At 69.8% G+C, this 14,590-nt stretch carries 11 protein-coding genes and 1 pseudogene; 3 read left to right on the top strand and 9 right to left on the bottom strand.

The window, feature by feature from the left end; genetic code table 11:
- From ACZ4WS_RS36210 to ACZ4WS_RS36170, 9 genes and pseudogenes are all read right to left on the bottom strand, one after another.
- Positions 1–652: pseudogene (locus tag ACZ4WS_RS36210) on the bottom strand (hypothetical protein); the annotation flags it as partial.
- Positions 653–767: 115 nt separating this feature from the next.
- Positions 768–1,349, bottom strand: a complete 582-nt coding sequence (locus ACZ4WS_RS36205) for a GTP-binding protein (RefSeq protein WP_006375305.1) — start codon at positions 1,347–1,349, stop codon at positions 768–770.
- A complete protein-coding gene (locus ACZ4WS_RS36200; RefSeq protein ID WP_467987107.1) occupies positions 1,330–1,929 on the bottom strand; it encodes a DUF742 domain-containing protein in 600 nt (199 codons plus the stop codon). Before ACZ4WS_RS36200 ends, ACZ4WS_RS36205 begins: the two co-directional genes overlap by 20 nt.
- 94 nt (positions 1,930–2,023) lie before the next feature.
- Complete coding sequence (locus ACZ4WS_RS36195) at positions 2,024–2,437, bottom strand: roadblock/LC7 domain-containing protein (RefSeq protein ID WP_005479603.1); 414 nt, start codon at positions 2,435–2,437, stop codon at positions 2,024–2,026.
- 10 nt (positions 2,438–2,447) lie between these two features.
- Positions 2,448–5,678, bottom strand: a complete 3,231-nt coding sequence (locus tag ACZ4WS_RS36190) for a sensor histidine kinase (protein ID WP_467987106.1) — start codon at positions 5,676–5,678, stop codon at positions 2,448–2,450.
- 351 nt (positions 5,679–6,029) lie between these two features.
- Positions 6,030–6,605, bottom strand: a complete 576-nt coding sequence (locus ACZ4WS_RS36185) for a GTP-binding protein (protein WP_467987105.1) — start codon at positions 6,603–6,605, stop codon at positions 6,030–6,032.
- The gene (locus ACZ4WS_RS36180) at positions 6,586–6,984 is read right to left on the bottom strand and encodes a DUF742 domain-containing protein (protein WP_327431980.1); all 399 of its coding nucleotides are present in this window, start codon (positions 6,982–6,984) and stop codon (positions 6,586–6,588) included. The genes ACZ4WS_RS36185 and ACZ4WS_RS36180 overlap by 20 nt, the downstream gene beginning before the upstream one ends.
- 110 nt (positions 6,985–7,094) lie before the next feature.
- Positions 7,095–7,508 (bottom strand): roadblock/LC7 domain-containing protein, encoded by a 414-nt coding sequence (locus ACZ4WS_RS36175; RefSeq protein WP_010984127.1) that lies wholly within the window; start codon positions 7,506–7,508, stop codon positions 7,095–7,097.
- A 9-nt stretch (positions 7,509–7,517) separates the two neighbouring features.
- Positions 7,518–11,345, bottom strand: coding sequence for a sensor histidine kinase (locus ACZ4WS_RS36170; protein WP_467987103.1), 3,828 nt, complete (start codon positions 11,343–11,345; stop codon positions 7,518–7,520).
- A gap of 597 nt (positions 11,346–11,942) precedes the next feature.
- Between ACZ4WS_RS36170 and ACZ4WS_RS36165 the strand changes: the two genes are divergently transcribed.
- The 3 genes from ACZ4WS_RS36165 to gltX all read left to right on the top strand — a co-directional run bounded on the left by ACZ4WS_RS36165 (position 11,943) and on the right by gltX (position 14,571).
- Positions 11,943–12,131: a hypothetical protein gene (locus ACZ4WS_RS36165; RefSeq protein WP_467987102.1), complete on the top strand. Its 189-nt coding sequence runs from the start codon at positions 11,943–11,945 to the stop codon at positions 12,129–12,131.
- Between the two features lie 195 nt (positions 12,132–12,326).
- Entirely contained in the window at positions 12,327–13,103 is a 777-nt protein-coding gene (locus tag ACZ4WS_RS36160) for a fumarylacetoacetate hydrolase family protein (RefSeq protein WP_467987100.1), read from the top strand.
- Complete coding sequence (gene gltX / locus ACZ4WS_RS36155; protein ID WP_467987099.1) at positions 13,096–14,571, top strand: glutamate--tRNA ligase; 1,476 nt, start codon at positions 13,096–13,098, stop codon at positions 14,569–14,571. The genes ACZ4WS_RS36160 and gltX overlap by 8 nt, the downstream gene beginning before the upstream one ends.
- Positions 14,572–14,590 lie beyond the last annotated feature (19 nt).

Below are 14,590 nucleotides of genomic sequence, written 5' to 3'. Positions count from 1 at the left end.
TTCCCCCCCCCGCCCACTCACACCCCCCTTCTCCCCCCCCCCCCCGCCACTCCGCCCCTTCCCCCGGCGCCGGAGGCGCCGCCCTCCCCCCCCCCCCCTCCCCCCCCCCCCCCCCCCACGCCATTTCCATGGGCTGGGGACGGGTTCGATACCGCCGTACAGCGCCGTCTCGGGTCTCGCCGTCGCGGAGCACGATCAGGACCCGGCGCCCGTCGAGCAGCGACCGGTACAGCGCGGCCCGCGCGTCCAGCCCGTCCGGGATCTGCTCCTGCGGTACCCCCTGGGCCCGCAGGCACGCCTCCACCGCGGCCTCCGGGGTGACGGCGGGCCCGCTGTCGTAGCCGTGCAGATCGACGCAGAGCTCGCCGTCCGGGAAGTACGCGCGCTGGGTGTGCCCCCAGTGGACGGCGAGCGCGGTCTTGCCGGAGCCGGGGATGCCGGCGATCAACACGGTGGCCGGGTACTCCGGCGTTGTTTCCGTCCCCCGCAGCAGCTCGTCCAGGCGGGCCAGATGGCCGACCCGGTCCGTGAAATGCCGTGCGGCGAGCGGAAGTTGGCGCGGCACGGGGCTGCACCGGCCTGGCCCGCCGTGGAAGTGGACGTCGCCCTCGATCGTGCGCGCCTGGACGGCGTTGTGGGCGTTACCGGTCAAGTCGTTGTACGTGCTGTCGCCGCTCGGCGCTGTCTCCGCCTGTTGATGGGCGTACCCATGCGGAGGTCCCGTACCCCTCAAGGAGTACGGGACCTCCGCATGGCGTTCGGGTTAATTACCGCAGGCGCGCCATCAGCGCGTGCTCGACCAGCGTGATCAGCGCCGACTTCGCGTCCGCGCGGTGCCGGGCGTCCGTCGTGATGATCGGTGTGTCGGGGCCGATCTGGAGCGCCTCGCGGACCTCGTCCGGGTTGTACGGCTGGCTGCCGTCGAAGCCGTTGAGGGCGATGACGAACGGAAGCCCCGAGTTCTCGAAGTAGTCGACCGCCGGGAAGCAGTCGGCGAGACGGCGGGTGTCGACCAGGACGATCGCGCCGATCGCGCCGCGGACCAGGTCGTCCCACATGAACCAGAAGCGGTCCTGACCGGGGGTGCCGAACAGGTAGAGGATCAGGTCCTGGTCCAGGGTGATGCGGCCGAAGTCCATGGCGACGGTGGTCGTCGTCTTGTCTCCGGTGTGCGTGAGGTCGTCGATGCCCGCGGAAGCGGACGTCATGACGGCCTCGGTGCGCAGCGGGTTGATCTCCGAGACGGCGCCGACGAACGTGGTCTTGCCCACGCCGAAGCCGCCCGCCACCACGATCTTCGCGGACGTGGTGGAGCGGGAAGGCCCTCCGCTAGAGCTTGCGAAGTCCACTGAGCACCCTTTCGAGCAATGTCACGGCTGGCTGGCCGCCGGCGCTCTCGTCGCCGCCGGGCTGATGAATGGCGACCAGGCCCGCCTCCGCCAAATCGGCGACGAGGATCCTGGCCACGCCGAGGGGGATCGTGAGGAGCGCCGAGATTTCGGCGACCGACTTGATCTCTCGGCAGAGGTTGCAGATCCGCTGATGCTCGGGCAGCTGGCCCTGCATCTGGTGCGGCTGCGCGGTGGTGTGCACCAGCGCCTCGATGGCGAGCTGGTAGCGGGGCCTGGTGCGGCCGCCCGTCATGGCGTACGGGCGCACCAGGGGGTTGTTCGACGACCCCGCGGGCGACGGCTCGGGAGAGCGTCGCTGCGGCTGCACAGGCTGGATGCGTGGCGCCGCCGGCTGGTCGTACGGCGACGGACCGGGACCCTGGGGGCCCTGGGGCGCGTACGGCTGACGCCGAGGGCTCGGCGCGGAGGGGAAGTTGTACCGGTTCGGGTTCTGCGAACCGTCACCCTGGCCGCCCTGCCCCTGGCCGGGGCCGTACGACCAGTTGCCCGAAGACGAACCGCCTGGGGGTGTTGCCACTTTCTCCTCCTCCGACTGTGCCGGGCACCCATCACTGTGGGACCGCGTCCCGAAACCTTACGGCCACGGGACGCCAAAACGCACCGTCTGTCTGCTAGTTGAGAAGGCTCCCCTGGAGCTCCGCTCGAAGGTCCGGGGTCAGGACCGTACCTGCACGGTCCACCAGAAGTGCCATCTCGTACCCAATGAGACCGATGTCCGCCTCCGGGTGTGCAAGCACGGCGAGTGACGACCCATCGGAAACGGACATGATGAAGAGGAATCCTCGCTCCATCTCCACAACCGTCTGGTTCACACTGCCGCCCTCGAAGATGCGGGAGGCTCCCGCGGTCAACGAGGTCAGACCGGACGCGACGGCCGCCAACTGGTCGGCGCGGTCACGGGGAAAGCCTTCGGACATCGCCAGAAGGAGTCCGTCGGCGGAGACCACCACCGTGTGCGACACCCCAGGGGTGTTGTCCACGAAGTTGGTGATCAACCAGTTGAGGTTCTGCGCCGCCTGGCTCATCGGGCTCACACTAACGCTCCTGGTTGTAGGTGCTGTCAGGACCGAAGCCCTGGCCGTTCGTGTCACTACCTGCATTACGTCCCCGCTGTACGCCGCGGCGCAGGTTGCTCAGCCTGCCCCGGACGTCCTCGGGAGCGCGGGAGACCTGGGGGCCGCCCTGGGGGGTCGATTGCGCGGTTCCCTCGACCAGGTTGGCCTTGGGTACCCGCCGCGGCAGACCGGACGAGGTGACCCCGCCCGCCTTGGGCTTCTTGAGCTGCTCGGCGCGCTGCCAGCGGTCGTCGTTGGACGAGCGCCAGTCGTCGTTGCCCTCGGTGGCCGCAGGCGGGGCCTGGACCCCCTGGTCCACGGGGCGCTGGCCGTTGCCGTTCGCGTTGCCGCTCGGGGTGGATCCGCGGCGGGGCAGCCCGGCGTCGGTCAGCGCGTGGGTGGCGGAGGGAGCCGGTCCCGGACGGGTGAAGCCTACGCGGTCCTGCTCACTCACGTCAGCGGCCTGCGCGGATTCCGCTTCCGGAACGTAATCGGACCGATACGTGTTCTGATACGCGTCCTGCTGCGGCCAGTCGTCCTGGTAGGACGGCTCTTCGAACGCCGAGAACGTCTCCGAGGCGGCGCTCCGGCTGCTCGGGTGCTCCTCCTGGACCGGTTCCGCATACGTGGGCTCCGGGTAGCCGCCGTTCGACGGGAAGTACGTCTCGTCGTACGTCGTCTGCTGCGGTCCCTCGTACGCCGCCTGCTGGTCGTACGTCGCCTGCTGCTCCTCGTACACGGGCTGACCGTTGTCGTACGCGCCGCGGCTGTCGTAGGACGGCTGACCGTTGTCGTAGGCGGGCTGCTGGGCGTCGAACTCGTCCGGGTAGCGCGGGGGCTCGATGGCCTCCTGGCCCTGTGCCTGGGCCTCCAGGGCCGCACGGCGCTCCTCGCGCATCAGCGAGCGGCCCACGGGGTCCAGCTCGCGGATGTCGTCCGGGACCTCGGTGTAGCGGCTGTCGTCGAAACCGAGCTCGGCGGCCGTACGCAGCGGCTGCTGGCCGCCCCCGAAGTTCTCGCCCTGGAACGACTGCTGCTGCGGGATGATCTGCGAGACGGTGAACTCGTCGCGCTGGAGCTGCTGTTCGCCGCCGCTGCCACCGTGGGTGATCGCGTCGGGAAGCATGACCAGCGAGGTCGTACCGGCCTGCTCGCCCGAGGGGCGCAGCTGGACGCGGATGCCGTGCCGGTCGGACAGGCGGCCGACCACGAACAGGCCCATGCGCTGCGAGATCGCGGCGTCCACGGTCGGCGGGTTGGCCAGCTTGTGGTTGATGTCCGCGAAGTCCTCGGCGGTGAGGCCGATGCCCTTGTCGTGGATCTCGACCATGATGCGGCCGTCCGGGAGACGGGTCGCGGTGACGCGGACCTTCGTCTGCGGCGAGGAGAACGTGGTGGCGTTCTCCAGGAGCTCGGCGAGCAGGTGCACGAGGTCGGTCACGGCGCGGCCGTGGATCTCGGCCTCCGGGACGCCGGAGAGCTCGATGCGCTCGTACTGCTCCACCTCGGAGGAGGCGGCGCGCAGCACGTCGACCAGCGGGACCGGCTGGTCCCAGCGGCGGCCCGGCTCCTCGCCGGCGAGGACCAGGAGGTTCTCGCCGTTGCGGCGCATACGGGTCGCGAGGTGGTCCAGGCGGAAGAGGTTCTCCAGCTGGTCCGGGTCGGCCTCGTTGTTCTCCAGGTCGGTGATCAGGGTCAGCTGACCCTCGATCAGGGACTGGTTGCGGCGCGACAGGTTGGTGAAGATCGCGTTGATGTTGCCTCGGAGCAGAGCCTGCTCGGCGGCGAGTCGTACGGCCTCGCGGTGGACCTGGTCGAAGGCGCGGGCGACTTCGCCGATCTCGTCCGTCGTGGTGATCGGGATGGCCTGCACGCGGGTGTCGACGCGGCCCGGGTCGGTGCGGGAGAGCTGGTCGACCAGCATCGGCAGGCGCTGCTCGGCGACGTTGAAGGCCGCGTTGCGCAGCTGGCGCATCGAGCGGCTCATCTGGCGCGCCACCATGCCGGCCAGGATGAACGCGGCGAGCAGGGCGACGACCACGATGGCGCCGGTGGTGAAGGCGTCGGTCTTGGCGCTGTCGGAGATGACCGCGGCCTCGGCCACCGCCTTGTCGGCGAGGTCCGACTCGATCTGGCGGTAGGCGTTGTACTTGGCGGTGTTGACCGCCCACCAGTTCTGGGCGGTGATGCCCTTGGTGGCGAGCGCCTGGAGAGAGATCGCGTCCGGGGTCTTCATCGTCGCGACGCCCGAGACCATCGTGGTGGTGTTGGACGGCGGCGGCACGTAGGTCTTGCCCTTGGCCGCCGCGGCCGCGTAGGCCTGCTTGGCCTGGGCCGTGAGGTCGGTCTTGATCTTCTTCTTGGCCGCGTCGAGCTTGTCCGCGTCGGCCTGGGTGCCACCACCGAGGTACTCCTCGACGGCGATGCCTTCGAGGTAGGCGTACGAGGAGAGGGCGACGCGCTGGCTGGCGAGGTTGCCGGCGTCAGGGCCGGGCCTGATCAGCATGTGCATGCCGATGGATCGCTCCAGCGACAGCGCGGCCTTGGAAAGGGAGATGGCGTAGACCGTACGGCCGTAGCTGGTGATGTTTCCGGTACCCAGACCGAGCTCGTTGGCGAACTCCATCAGCGGGTGCTGGATCTGCAGGTAGCCCTCTTCGGTCTTCACGCCGGAGAGCCTGGTGGTGTACGCGACCTTGCGCAGGGAGTCGAGGCCGGGCTCGACCTTGCGGAAGATGCTGAGCCGGCGCTCCAGGCCCGCCGTCTTCGGCATGTTCTGGGCAGCCTCGTCGAAGACGTCGGCGGCCGCGTCCGTGGCCGCACGGGCCTTCACGACGGTCGCGTCCTTCTGCCCCGCGCCGCTCAGCAGCGGTGCGGCGGTGACGTCACGCTCGACGAACAGCTTGTCGCCGTAGGTCAGGGCGGCCTGCACCAGGCGCGCCGTCTTCTCGGCGTCCTGCGCCTGCTGCCAGGTGTCGATCGAGCTCTTCACCTGGAAGCCGCCCATGACCAGGCCGACCGCCACGGGTATGAGCAGGATCGCGTTCAGCCTGGTCGGCACGCGCCAGTTGCGCGGGGAGAAACGTCCGCCGCTCGGCGCCGGCGCCGCCGTGGGCTCCGGGCCGGACACTTGTGCGGGCGCCGCTCCGCGCGGCGGCGGGGTGAAGTTGCCCCGTGCCGACGGCTCGGGACCGCTCTTGCTTCGCCTCACTCGACCAACAACCTCTCGGCGTCGGCACCTACGTTGTGCCGCGGTGTCTCCAGCGCCCTTGACTACTGGGCAGTTCAGCGCATTCCAGCACGTCAGGCGGCGCCCTTCCAAACACTCGGAACCAGCCATTCCGAGTGCGGTTGGCCCCAGATAAAACGGTCATAAAGAGCGAGCCCCGCCAAAAGGCGGGGCTTTTGTGAGCGCAGCGGCACCGGGTGACCGCGATGCGTGGCGATGCCAGTGAAATTCTCTGTCGAAACGTTATGAACACTGTGGCCGACCGTGTCAAACGACACAGCCGGCTCCAATGCGTCTACGACAACTTCCCTATGGAACTGTCGACTTGAAGTGCTACCGCAGACGTGCCATGAGGGCGTGCTCGACCAGCGTGATCAGCGCGCTCTTCGCATCCGCACGGTGTCGGGCGTCCGTGGTGATGATCGGCGCGCCCGGGCCGATCTGGAGCGCCTCGCGCACCTCTTCGGGGTTGTACGGCTGGTGCCCGTCGAAGCCGTTGAGGGCGACGACGAAGGGCAGCCCGCTGTTCTCGAAGTAGTCGACCGCAGGGAAGCAGTCGGCGAGTCTGCGGGTGTCCACCAGGACCACCGCGCCGATGGCGCCGCGGACCAGGTCGTCCCACATGAACCAGAAGCGGTCCTGGCCCGGCGTACCGAAGAGGTACAGGATCAGGTCCTGGTCGAGGGTGATACGTCCGAAGTCCATGGCCACCGTGGTGGTGGTCTTGTCCCCGGTGTGGGTGAGGTCGTCGATGCCCGCGGAAGCGGACGTCATGACGGCCTCCGTGCGCAGCGGGTTGATCTCGGAGACGGCGCCCACGAACGTGGTCTTGCCGACGCCGAAACCACCCGCCACCACGATCTTGGCGGAGGTGGTCGCCCGACCTCCGTCAGAGCTTGCGAAGTCCACTGAGCACCCTTTCGAGCAAAGTCACGTCCGGCGCGCCGCCGTTGTTCTCGTCGCCGCCCGGCTGGTGGATGGCGACGAGTCCGGCCTCCGCGAGGTCCGCGACGAGGATCCTGGCCACGCCCAGCGGCATGGACAGGAGGGCCGACACCTCGGCCACCGACTTGACCTCACGGCAGAGGTGGCAGATCCGCTGGTGCTCGGGGAGCAGCCCCATCAGCTGCGCCGGGTCGGCCGTGGTGCTGATCAGTGCCTCGATGGCGAGCTGGTAGCGCGGCCGGGTCCGGCCGCCGGTCATCGCGTACGGACGTACCAGCGGCTGGTCGCCCTCATCCTCGTACGTATGTGCGTACGGATCATGAGAGGCGGTGGGCGGGGTCATGAATCCTCCGGGCGGGACAGCAAGTCGGTCAGTCGTGCCGTCTGTTGGGGCCGGTGGGGGGATTGTGGCGGCCGGACGGTGGTTTCGTGCAGTCGGTGGAACCAGGGCGGTCAGTGGAGCAGACTGCCTTGGAGCTCGGCGCGCAGGTCCGGCGTGAGGACGGCGCCCGCACGGTCGACGAGCAGCGCCATCTCGTAGCCGACAAGGCCGATGTCGCACTCCGGGTGGGAGAGGACCGCCAGGGACGATCCGTCCGAGACGGACATCAGGAACAGGAAGCCGCGCTCCATCTCCACAACCGTCTGGGCCACCGTGCCGCCTTCGAAGATCCGGGATGCCCCGGCCGTCAACGAGGTCAGACCGGAGGCGACGGCCGCGAGCTGGTCGGCACGGTCACGGGGAAAGCCTTCGGACATCGCCAGAAGGAGTCCGTCGGCGGACACGACGACGGTGTGGGACACCCCGGGGGTGTTGTCCACGAAGTTGGTGATCAACCAGTTCAGGTTCTGTGCCGCCTGGCTCATCGGGCTCAACTAACGCTCCTGCTGGTGAGTGGGGCTGGGGAAGCTGCCGGTCTGGCCGGAACCGGCCTGTCGACCCTGCTGAATGCCCCTACGGAGATTGGTCAGCCGGCCGCGTACGTCATCAGGCGCACGCGAGACCTGCGGACCGGTTTGGTGCTGTTGCTGCTGTGCCGTGCCCGCGACGAGGTTGGCTCGCGGGACGCGGCGCGGCAGGCCTGAGGTGGTGACCCCGCCCGCCGACGGCTGACGGACGCGTTCTGCCTGCCGGCCGAGGTCGTCGTTCGGCGACGTACGCCAGGAGGCAGGTGCGGCGGGGGCGGAGGGAGCCGGTGCGGCGGCCGGCCGCTGAGGAGCCGAGGGAGCCTGCGGCTGCTGCGGAGCCTGCGGCGCACCCTGGGAGCCGGTGTGCTGAGCGCCGTTGCCCGGGGCGCCGCCCGCCTGACCGTGGAACCAGTTGGTCTCCAGCGTGTCGTACAGCGGCGTACGCCCGTCACCGGGGCCCGACGCCGGCGGCAGCGCCTCGGGCTCCTGCGGACGCGTGGGCCGCTGCTGCTGCGGCGGCTGCGGACGCTGCGGTGCCTGGGGCCGCTCGAACTGGCCGGTGGACGACGGGTCCTGGCGGTTGCCGTACCCGGGCGTCGCGAACTGGCCGGTGGACGAGGGGTCCTGGCCGTAGCCCGGCCGGGCGAACTGGCCGGTGGACGACGGGTCCTGGGAGGTGCCGTAACCCGGGGTGGCGAACTGGCCCGTGGAGGAAGGGTTCTGGCTCGCGGGCGCCGGGTTCCCGGGGCCGAACACATCGGGGCGGACGAACTGCCCGGTGTTCTGGCCGGAGTTCTGCGGCGCGCCGGCGCCGGGGCGCGGGGCGTCGAAGTCGGGGCGGGCGAACTCGGACGTCGCACCCGGACCCTGGCGGTCGTCGATCCGGGGCATTTTCGAGGTCGCACCCGGGCCCTGGCGGTCGTCGATCCGCGGCATGCGCGAGGTGGTGTCGGGCTCCTCGTGGCCACGCGGGGTGTCGAGGGACGCGCGCGGCACCGGCGGCTGCGCGTTGTCGTCGCTCCAACTCGGCACGCGCGGCTGCGGGTTGGCGCCGGGCAGCTCGGCACGCGGACCACCGCGCCCCGGGAGCTGCGGCCTGCGACGGCTGCCCTTGCCACCGGACGGCTGCTGCGGGGGCGCGGCCGCGGGGCCGCTCTCACCGAAGCTGCCCTGACGCGCACCGGAGGTGTCACCGAAGCCGCCCTGGCGCGCACCCGGTCCGTCGCCGAAGCCCTGCGGCGCGCCGGTTCCGGCGGCCTGGAGGCCCTGCGGGGCGCCCGGCGCACTCTGCCCGAAGGCACCGGCACCGGCACCGGCCGGAGTCGGCCTGCCCTGCTGCGGGGCGGCCGGACCCTGCGGCCCACGCGCCCCGCCCGGAGCGCCGGGGCGACCGCCCTGGTTGCCGCCGGGCAGCGCGGGACCGCCCGGGTTGCTGCCGGGCAGCGCTGCCCGCGGGCCCTGGCCCGCACCGACCTGTCCACGCTGCGGCGCGGCGCCGAGAAGTCCGCCGCCGGCGGCGGGAGCACCGGAACCGAGCGAGGGGCCGCCGGTCGGACCGTTGCCGCGGCGGGCCGCGGCGACACCGGCCGAGGCCTGCGCGGCGCCCGGACCACCGACGCCCGGAGCGCCCTGGCCCGGCTTGCCCGGAGCCTTCTTGCCGCCCTGGGCGACATCGACGGGGAGCATGACGAGCGCGGTCGTACCACCGGAGTCGGACGGACGCAGCTGGATGCGGATGCCGTGACGCTGCGACAGACGACCGACCACGAAGAGGCCCATGCGCCGGGAGACGGAGACGTCCACGGTGGGCGGCGAGGCGAGTCGCTCGTTGATCGCGGCGAGGTCCTCGGGGGAGAGGCCGATGCCGGTGTCGTGGATCTCGATCAGCACACGGCCGTCGGGCAGCGCGTGACCGGTGACCTTGACCTTGGTCTGCGGCGAGGAGAACGAGGTGGCGTTCTCGAGCAGCTCGGCGAGCAGGTGCACGAGGTCGTTGACGACCCGGCCCGCGACCTCGGTGGTCGGGACCGCGGCCAGCTCGATGCGCTCGTACTGCTCCACCTCGGACGCGGCGGCGCGGAGCACGTCGACCAGCGGGACCGGGCGGGTCCAGCGGCGGCCGGGCTCTTCACCGGCGAGAACGAGGAGGTTCTCACCGTTACGGCGCATGCGGGTCGCGAGGTGGTCGAGCTTGAAGAGTGAGGACAGCTGGTCCGGGTCGGCCTCGCGGGACTCCAGCTCGGAGATGAGCGAGAGCTGGCGCTGGATAAGACCCTGGGAGCGGCGCGAGAGGTTGGTGAACATCGCGTTGACGTTGCCTCGCAGGAGGGCCTGCTCGGCGGCCAGTCGTACGGCCTCGCGGTGCACGTCGTCGAAGGCCGCGGCCACCTGGCCGATCTCGTCCCGGGAGTGCACACCGACCGACTCGACGGAGGTGTCGACGTCCTGCGGGTCCGACTCCGAGAGCTGCTTGACCAGCTCGGGCAGGCGGTCCTGGGCGACCTTGGTCGCGGTGTCCTGGAGGCGGCGCAGCGAGCGGATCATGGAGCGGGCCACCACGAAGGCGCCGACGAGGGAGACACCGAGGACGAGGAGGATCAGCGCACCCGAGATGATCGCTTCGCTCTCGGACTCGTTGCGCAGCTCACGGGCCTTCTGCTCCATCTGGCCGAGCAGCGTGGTCTCGATCTTCGACATCTGGTCGATCTTGGCGGAGTCGTCGTCGACCCAGTCCTTGTACGAGCGCTTGTCCTGCGTCTTCAGGCCGTCCGCGCTGTTCAGTACGCGCTTCGCGTACTCGCCGGCGGACTTGATCGTCGGGTTGTCGCCCAGGATGGGCTTGAGGAGCTCCGTGACGCCGTCGCCGTAGATGCTCTCGAAGCCGCCGAGTTCGGAGTCTTCGCTCTCCAGCGCCGAAAGCGCGTACTGGCGGTCGTTCTCCGCCAGCGAGCCGAAGGTGGTGTTGCCCTCCGGCAGCGCGGCGGCGATGACGGCGCGCTGCATCGACGCGTACTCCTTGGCGGACGAGAAGGCCGCCAGGGCGCGCGTGCGCTGGATCATCTCCGGGTTGCTGGTCGCCTCGGCCATGTCCTGCGAGAGGCCCAGGAGCTGGGTGATGACGCGGTGGTACGCCTCGACCGTCTGCGTGGAGTTGTTGCTCTGCGTGTAGGCGGCGCTGCGGATCTCGTTCAGGTTGCCCAGCTCGGTGGCGAGGCCGACGAGGCTGTCGCGGACACCGTTGAGCTGCCCGTTGGCAGTGGCGTCGTCGACCTGCTGGACGCCCTCGAGGAAGTGCTTCTGGGCGATGTCCGTCGCGTCGCGGACGCCCTTGACCGTGTAGTCGGTGGCCTTGGCGCCGTGCGCGAGCGGTCCCGCGGACTGGTCGCGCTCCTTCTGGAGCGCGGCGGCCAGCTCGGTCGCCTGCTTGGTGATGTCGGTCAGCAGCTTCATGTTGTCGAGCTGCTGGATGCTGTCCATCGACTGGTTGATGCGCAGCGCACCGAGCGAGGTCGCGGCGACCACGGGGAGCGCGAGCAGCGAGACCAGACGCGTGGAGATGCGCCAGTTGCGCAGGGCTATTCGCGAGCCGGGGCCCGAAGGGCCCTTCGGCTTCGAGGCCTTGGCTGCCGGTGTGGCGGGAGCCTTCGCGCCGGGGCGTGCGGAACGTTCACCGCTGCCGCCGACCTCTGCCGGTCCCGGGTTTTGGGCGTGCTGGGGCGAGGAACCGCGGTCGGTCCCGCCTTGCGGCTCCGGCTCCGCCGAAGCGCTGCCATCCCTCTTGAAACGTCCCTGCACTAGCGTCGCAACCTCTGGACCAGGCGCCCCTCCGCGTGAACGGTGAGGCGGTGTCGGCGTCGTGGGGGCGCCCTGAATGCGTCCCCATGGTGGTCGTGAGTGACCGGCGCTGGCTCCCCTTCCCGCCGCCACTCGGCGCTGCGTTGCGCCCTTGCGCGCCGGTTCGATCCCGCGGCGGTCCGTGGAATTCCAGCACAGTGCCGGATCTCCAACAAGGCCCGAGTGTCAGGCTGTGACCTCCGTGACAGTTTGTGAGGGAGGCGTCACGAGACGTAGAAAGTGATCTCGTACATAACGGGCGTATGCCTACGAGGTGTTGGGGTATGCAGGGTGTCCCAGTCGCCATGATCAGGAGCGGAATGTTTGCTTCAGTGGAGCAATGTCCGTTTCGCCGGGGCGAGTCGAGGGCCTGAATTGACCGGTTTGCCTGCTAGTAAGTGAGGAAACTCACACGCCGATCATGGCGTCTTCACGTCTTCACCCGGGAATTGCATGTTTAGCCTGACGCTTTACAGGGATGGCGAATCCGACAACCCGCACCGGCGCGAGGGCCCTTGAGCCCGCCCGGCGCCCACGACGACAAGGTCGAGTACAACAGTGAAGACGACGATGATGTTCCGCAACATAGCCAACCCGCGACGCACCACGCTGGCGCACCTCGAGGACGCCGACGCGCTGCAGACGCCGGAGCAGCCGGAGCACTCGGTCGACCTCCCCGCCCAGACCGCCAACCCCCGGCGCACCATCCTCATGGAAGCCCCGGTCGCGGCCTCCGTCGCGGAGTAGTACGCGCGCCGGCCGCGGACCGCTCACCGCTCCGGTCGGCACGACCGCTCAGCATGCCGCTCGAGACGACTGCTCAGCATGCCGTTCGATCCGACCGCTCACCGTGCCGCTCGATATACGCGAAGCTCGTACCCCTTGCCGCGTTAGCCTGGAGCGTCAGACTCCAGCCAGCTCAGTGAGGGGCGCAAGGATCCCGTGCGCATCGCCAGATTCTCCATCGACGGCAACGTCGCTTTCGGCGCGGTCGAGGGCGACAAGCCGGACGAGCTCGTCCTCGACATCATCAAGGGCATTCCGTTCGCGGACTTCGAGCTCTCCGGTACGAAGGTTCCGCTGAGCAAGGTCCGGCTGCTGCCGCCCGTGCTCCCGAACAAGGTCGTGGCCTTCGGCCGCAACTACGCGGAGCACGCGAAGGAGCTCGGCAACGAGGTGCCCGACGCCCCGTTCGCCTTCTTCAAGCCGTCGACCTCCGTGATCGGCCCCGGCGACGAGATCCAGTACCCGCCCTTCTCCCAGGACCTGCACCACGAGGCCGAGCTGGCCGTGGTCATCGGCCGGATGTGCCGCGAGGTCCCGCGCGAGCGCGTCAAGGACGTCATCCTCGGCTACACCTGCGCCAACGACATCACCGCGCGCGACGTCCAGAAGCGCGAGAAGCAGTGGGCGCGGGCCAAGGGCTTCGACACCTCCTGCCCGCTCGGCCCCTGGGTGGAGACGGACCTCGACCCGAGCGACCTCACCATCCAGCTCACGGTCAACGGCCAGCAGCGCCAGCTCGGCCGCACCAGCGAGATGATCCACTCCATCGAGGATCTGATCGTCAACATCACCGAGGCCATGACGCTGCTCCCCGGCGACGTCATCCTCACGGGCACCCCGGCTGGGGTCGGCCCCCTGAACGTCGGCGACGAGGTCGCCGTCACCATCGAAGGCATCGGCACTCTCACCAACAAGGTGATCAAGCGTGGCTAACGCGAACGTCCGCGTACGTTTCTGTCCGTCCCCGACCGGCAACCCCCACGTGGGCCTGGTCCGCACCGCCCTGTTCAACTGGGCGTTCGCCCGGCACAACGAAGGCACCCTGGTCTTCCGCATCGAGGACACCGACGCGGCCCGCGACTCCGAGGAGTCGTACAACCAGCTGCTCGACTCGATGCGCTGGCTGGGCTTCGACTGGGACGAGGGCCCCGAGATCGGCGGCCCCCACGCGCCGTACCGCCAGTCGCAGCGCATGGACCTCTACAAGGACGTCGCGCAGAAGCTCCTGGACGCCGGTCACGCGTACTACTGCTACTGCTCGACGGAGGAGCTGGACACCCGCCGCGACGCCGCCCGCGCCGCCGGCAAGCCCTCCGGCTACGACGGTCACTGCCGCGAGCTGACCGCCGAGCAGAAGGCCGCGTACGAGGCCGAGGGCCGCACGCCCATCGTCCGCTTCCGCATGCCCGACGAGGCGATCACCTTCACGGACCTGGTCCGCGGCGAGATCACGTACCTCCCGGAGAACGTGCCGGACTACGGGATCGTGCGCGCCAACGGCGCGCCCCTGTACACGCTGGTCAACCCGGTCGACGACGCCCTGATGGAGATCACTCACGTCCTGCGCGGCGAGGACCTGCTCTCCTCCACCCCGCGCCAGATCGCCCTCTACAAGGCGCTGACCGAGCTGGGCATCGCCAAGGAGACCCCGGCCTTCGGCCACCTCCCGTACGTCATGGGCGAGGGCAACAAGAAGCTCTCCAAGCGCGACCCGCAGGCGTCGCTGAACCTCTACAGGGAGCGCGGTTTCCTCCCGGAGGGTCTGCTCAACTACCTCTCCCTCCTCGGCTGGTCGCTCTCGGCGGACCGCGACATCTTCAGCATCGACGAGATGGTCGCCGCCTTCGACATCGCGGACGTGAACCCGAACCCGGCCCGCTTCGACCTGAAGAAGGCCGAGGCGATCAACGCCGACCACATCCGCCTGCTCGATGTGAAGGACTTCGCCGAGCGCTGCGCCCCCTGGCTGAAGGCCCCCTTCGCCCCCTGGGCGCCGGAGGACTTCGACCAGGCCAAGTGGGACGCGATCGCCCCGCACGCCCAGACCCGCCTCAAGGTCCTCGCCGAGATCACCGACAACGTCGACTTCCTGTTCCTGCCGGAGCCGGTCTTCGACGAGGCGTCCTGGACGAAGGCCATGAAGGAGGGCTCGGACGCCCTCCTGCGGACGGCCCGCGAGAAGCTGGAAGCGGCCGACTGGTCCTCGCCGGAGTCCCTCAAGGAGGCCGTCCTGGCCGCCGGTGAGGAGCACGGCCTCAAGCTCGGCAAGGCGCAGGCCCCGGTCCGCGTCGCCGTCACCGGCCGCACGATCGGCCTGCCGCTCTTCGAGTCCCTGGAGATCCTGGGCAAGGAGAAGACGCTGGCGCGCATCGACGCGGCGCTGGCGAAGCTGACCGCGTAAGGCGTACCGGTGAAGGGGG

This window comes from Streptomyces sp. NPDC029292 (assembly GCF_055569295.1).
The sequence above is the reverse complement of the archived record's forward strand: the minus strand, read 5'-3'. Positions and strand labels throughout refer to the sequence as shown.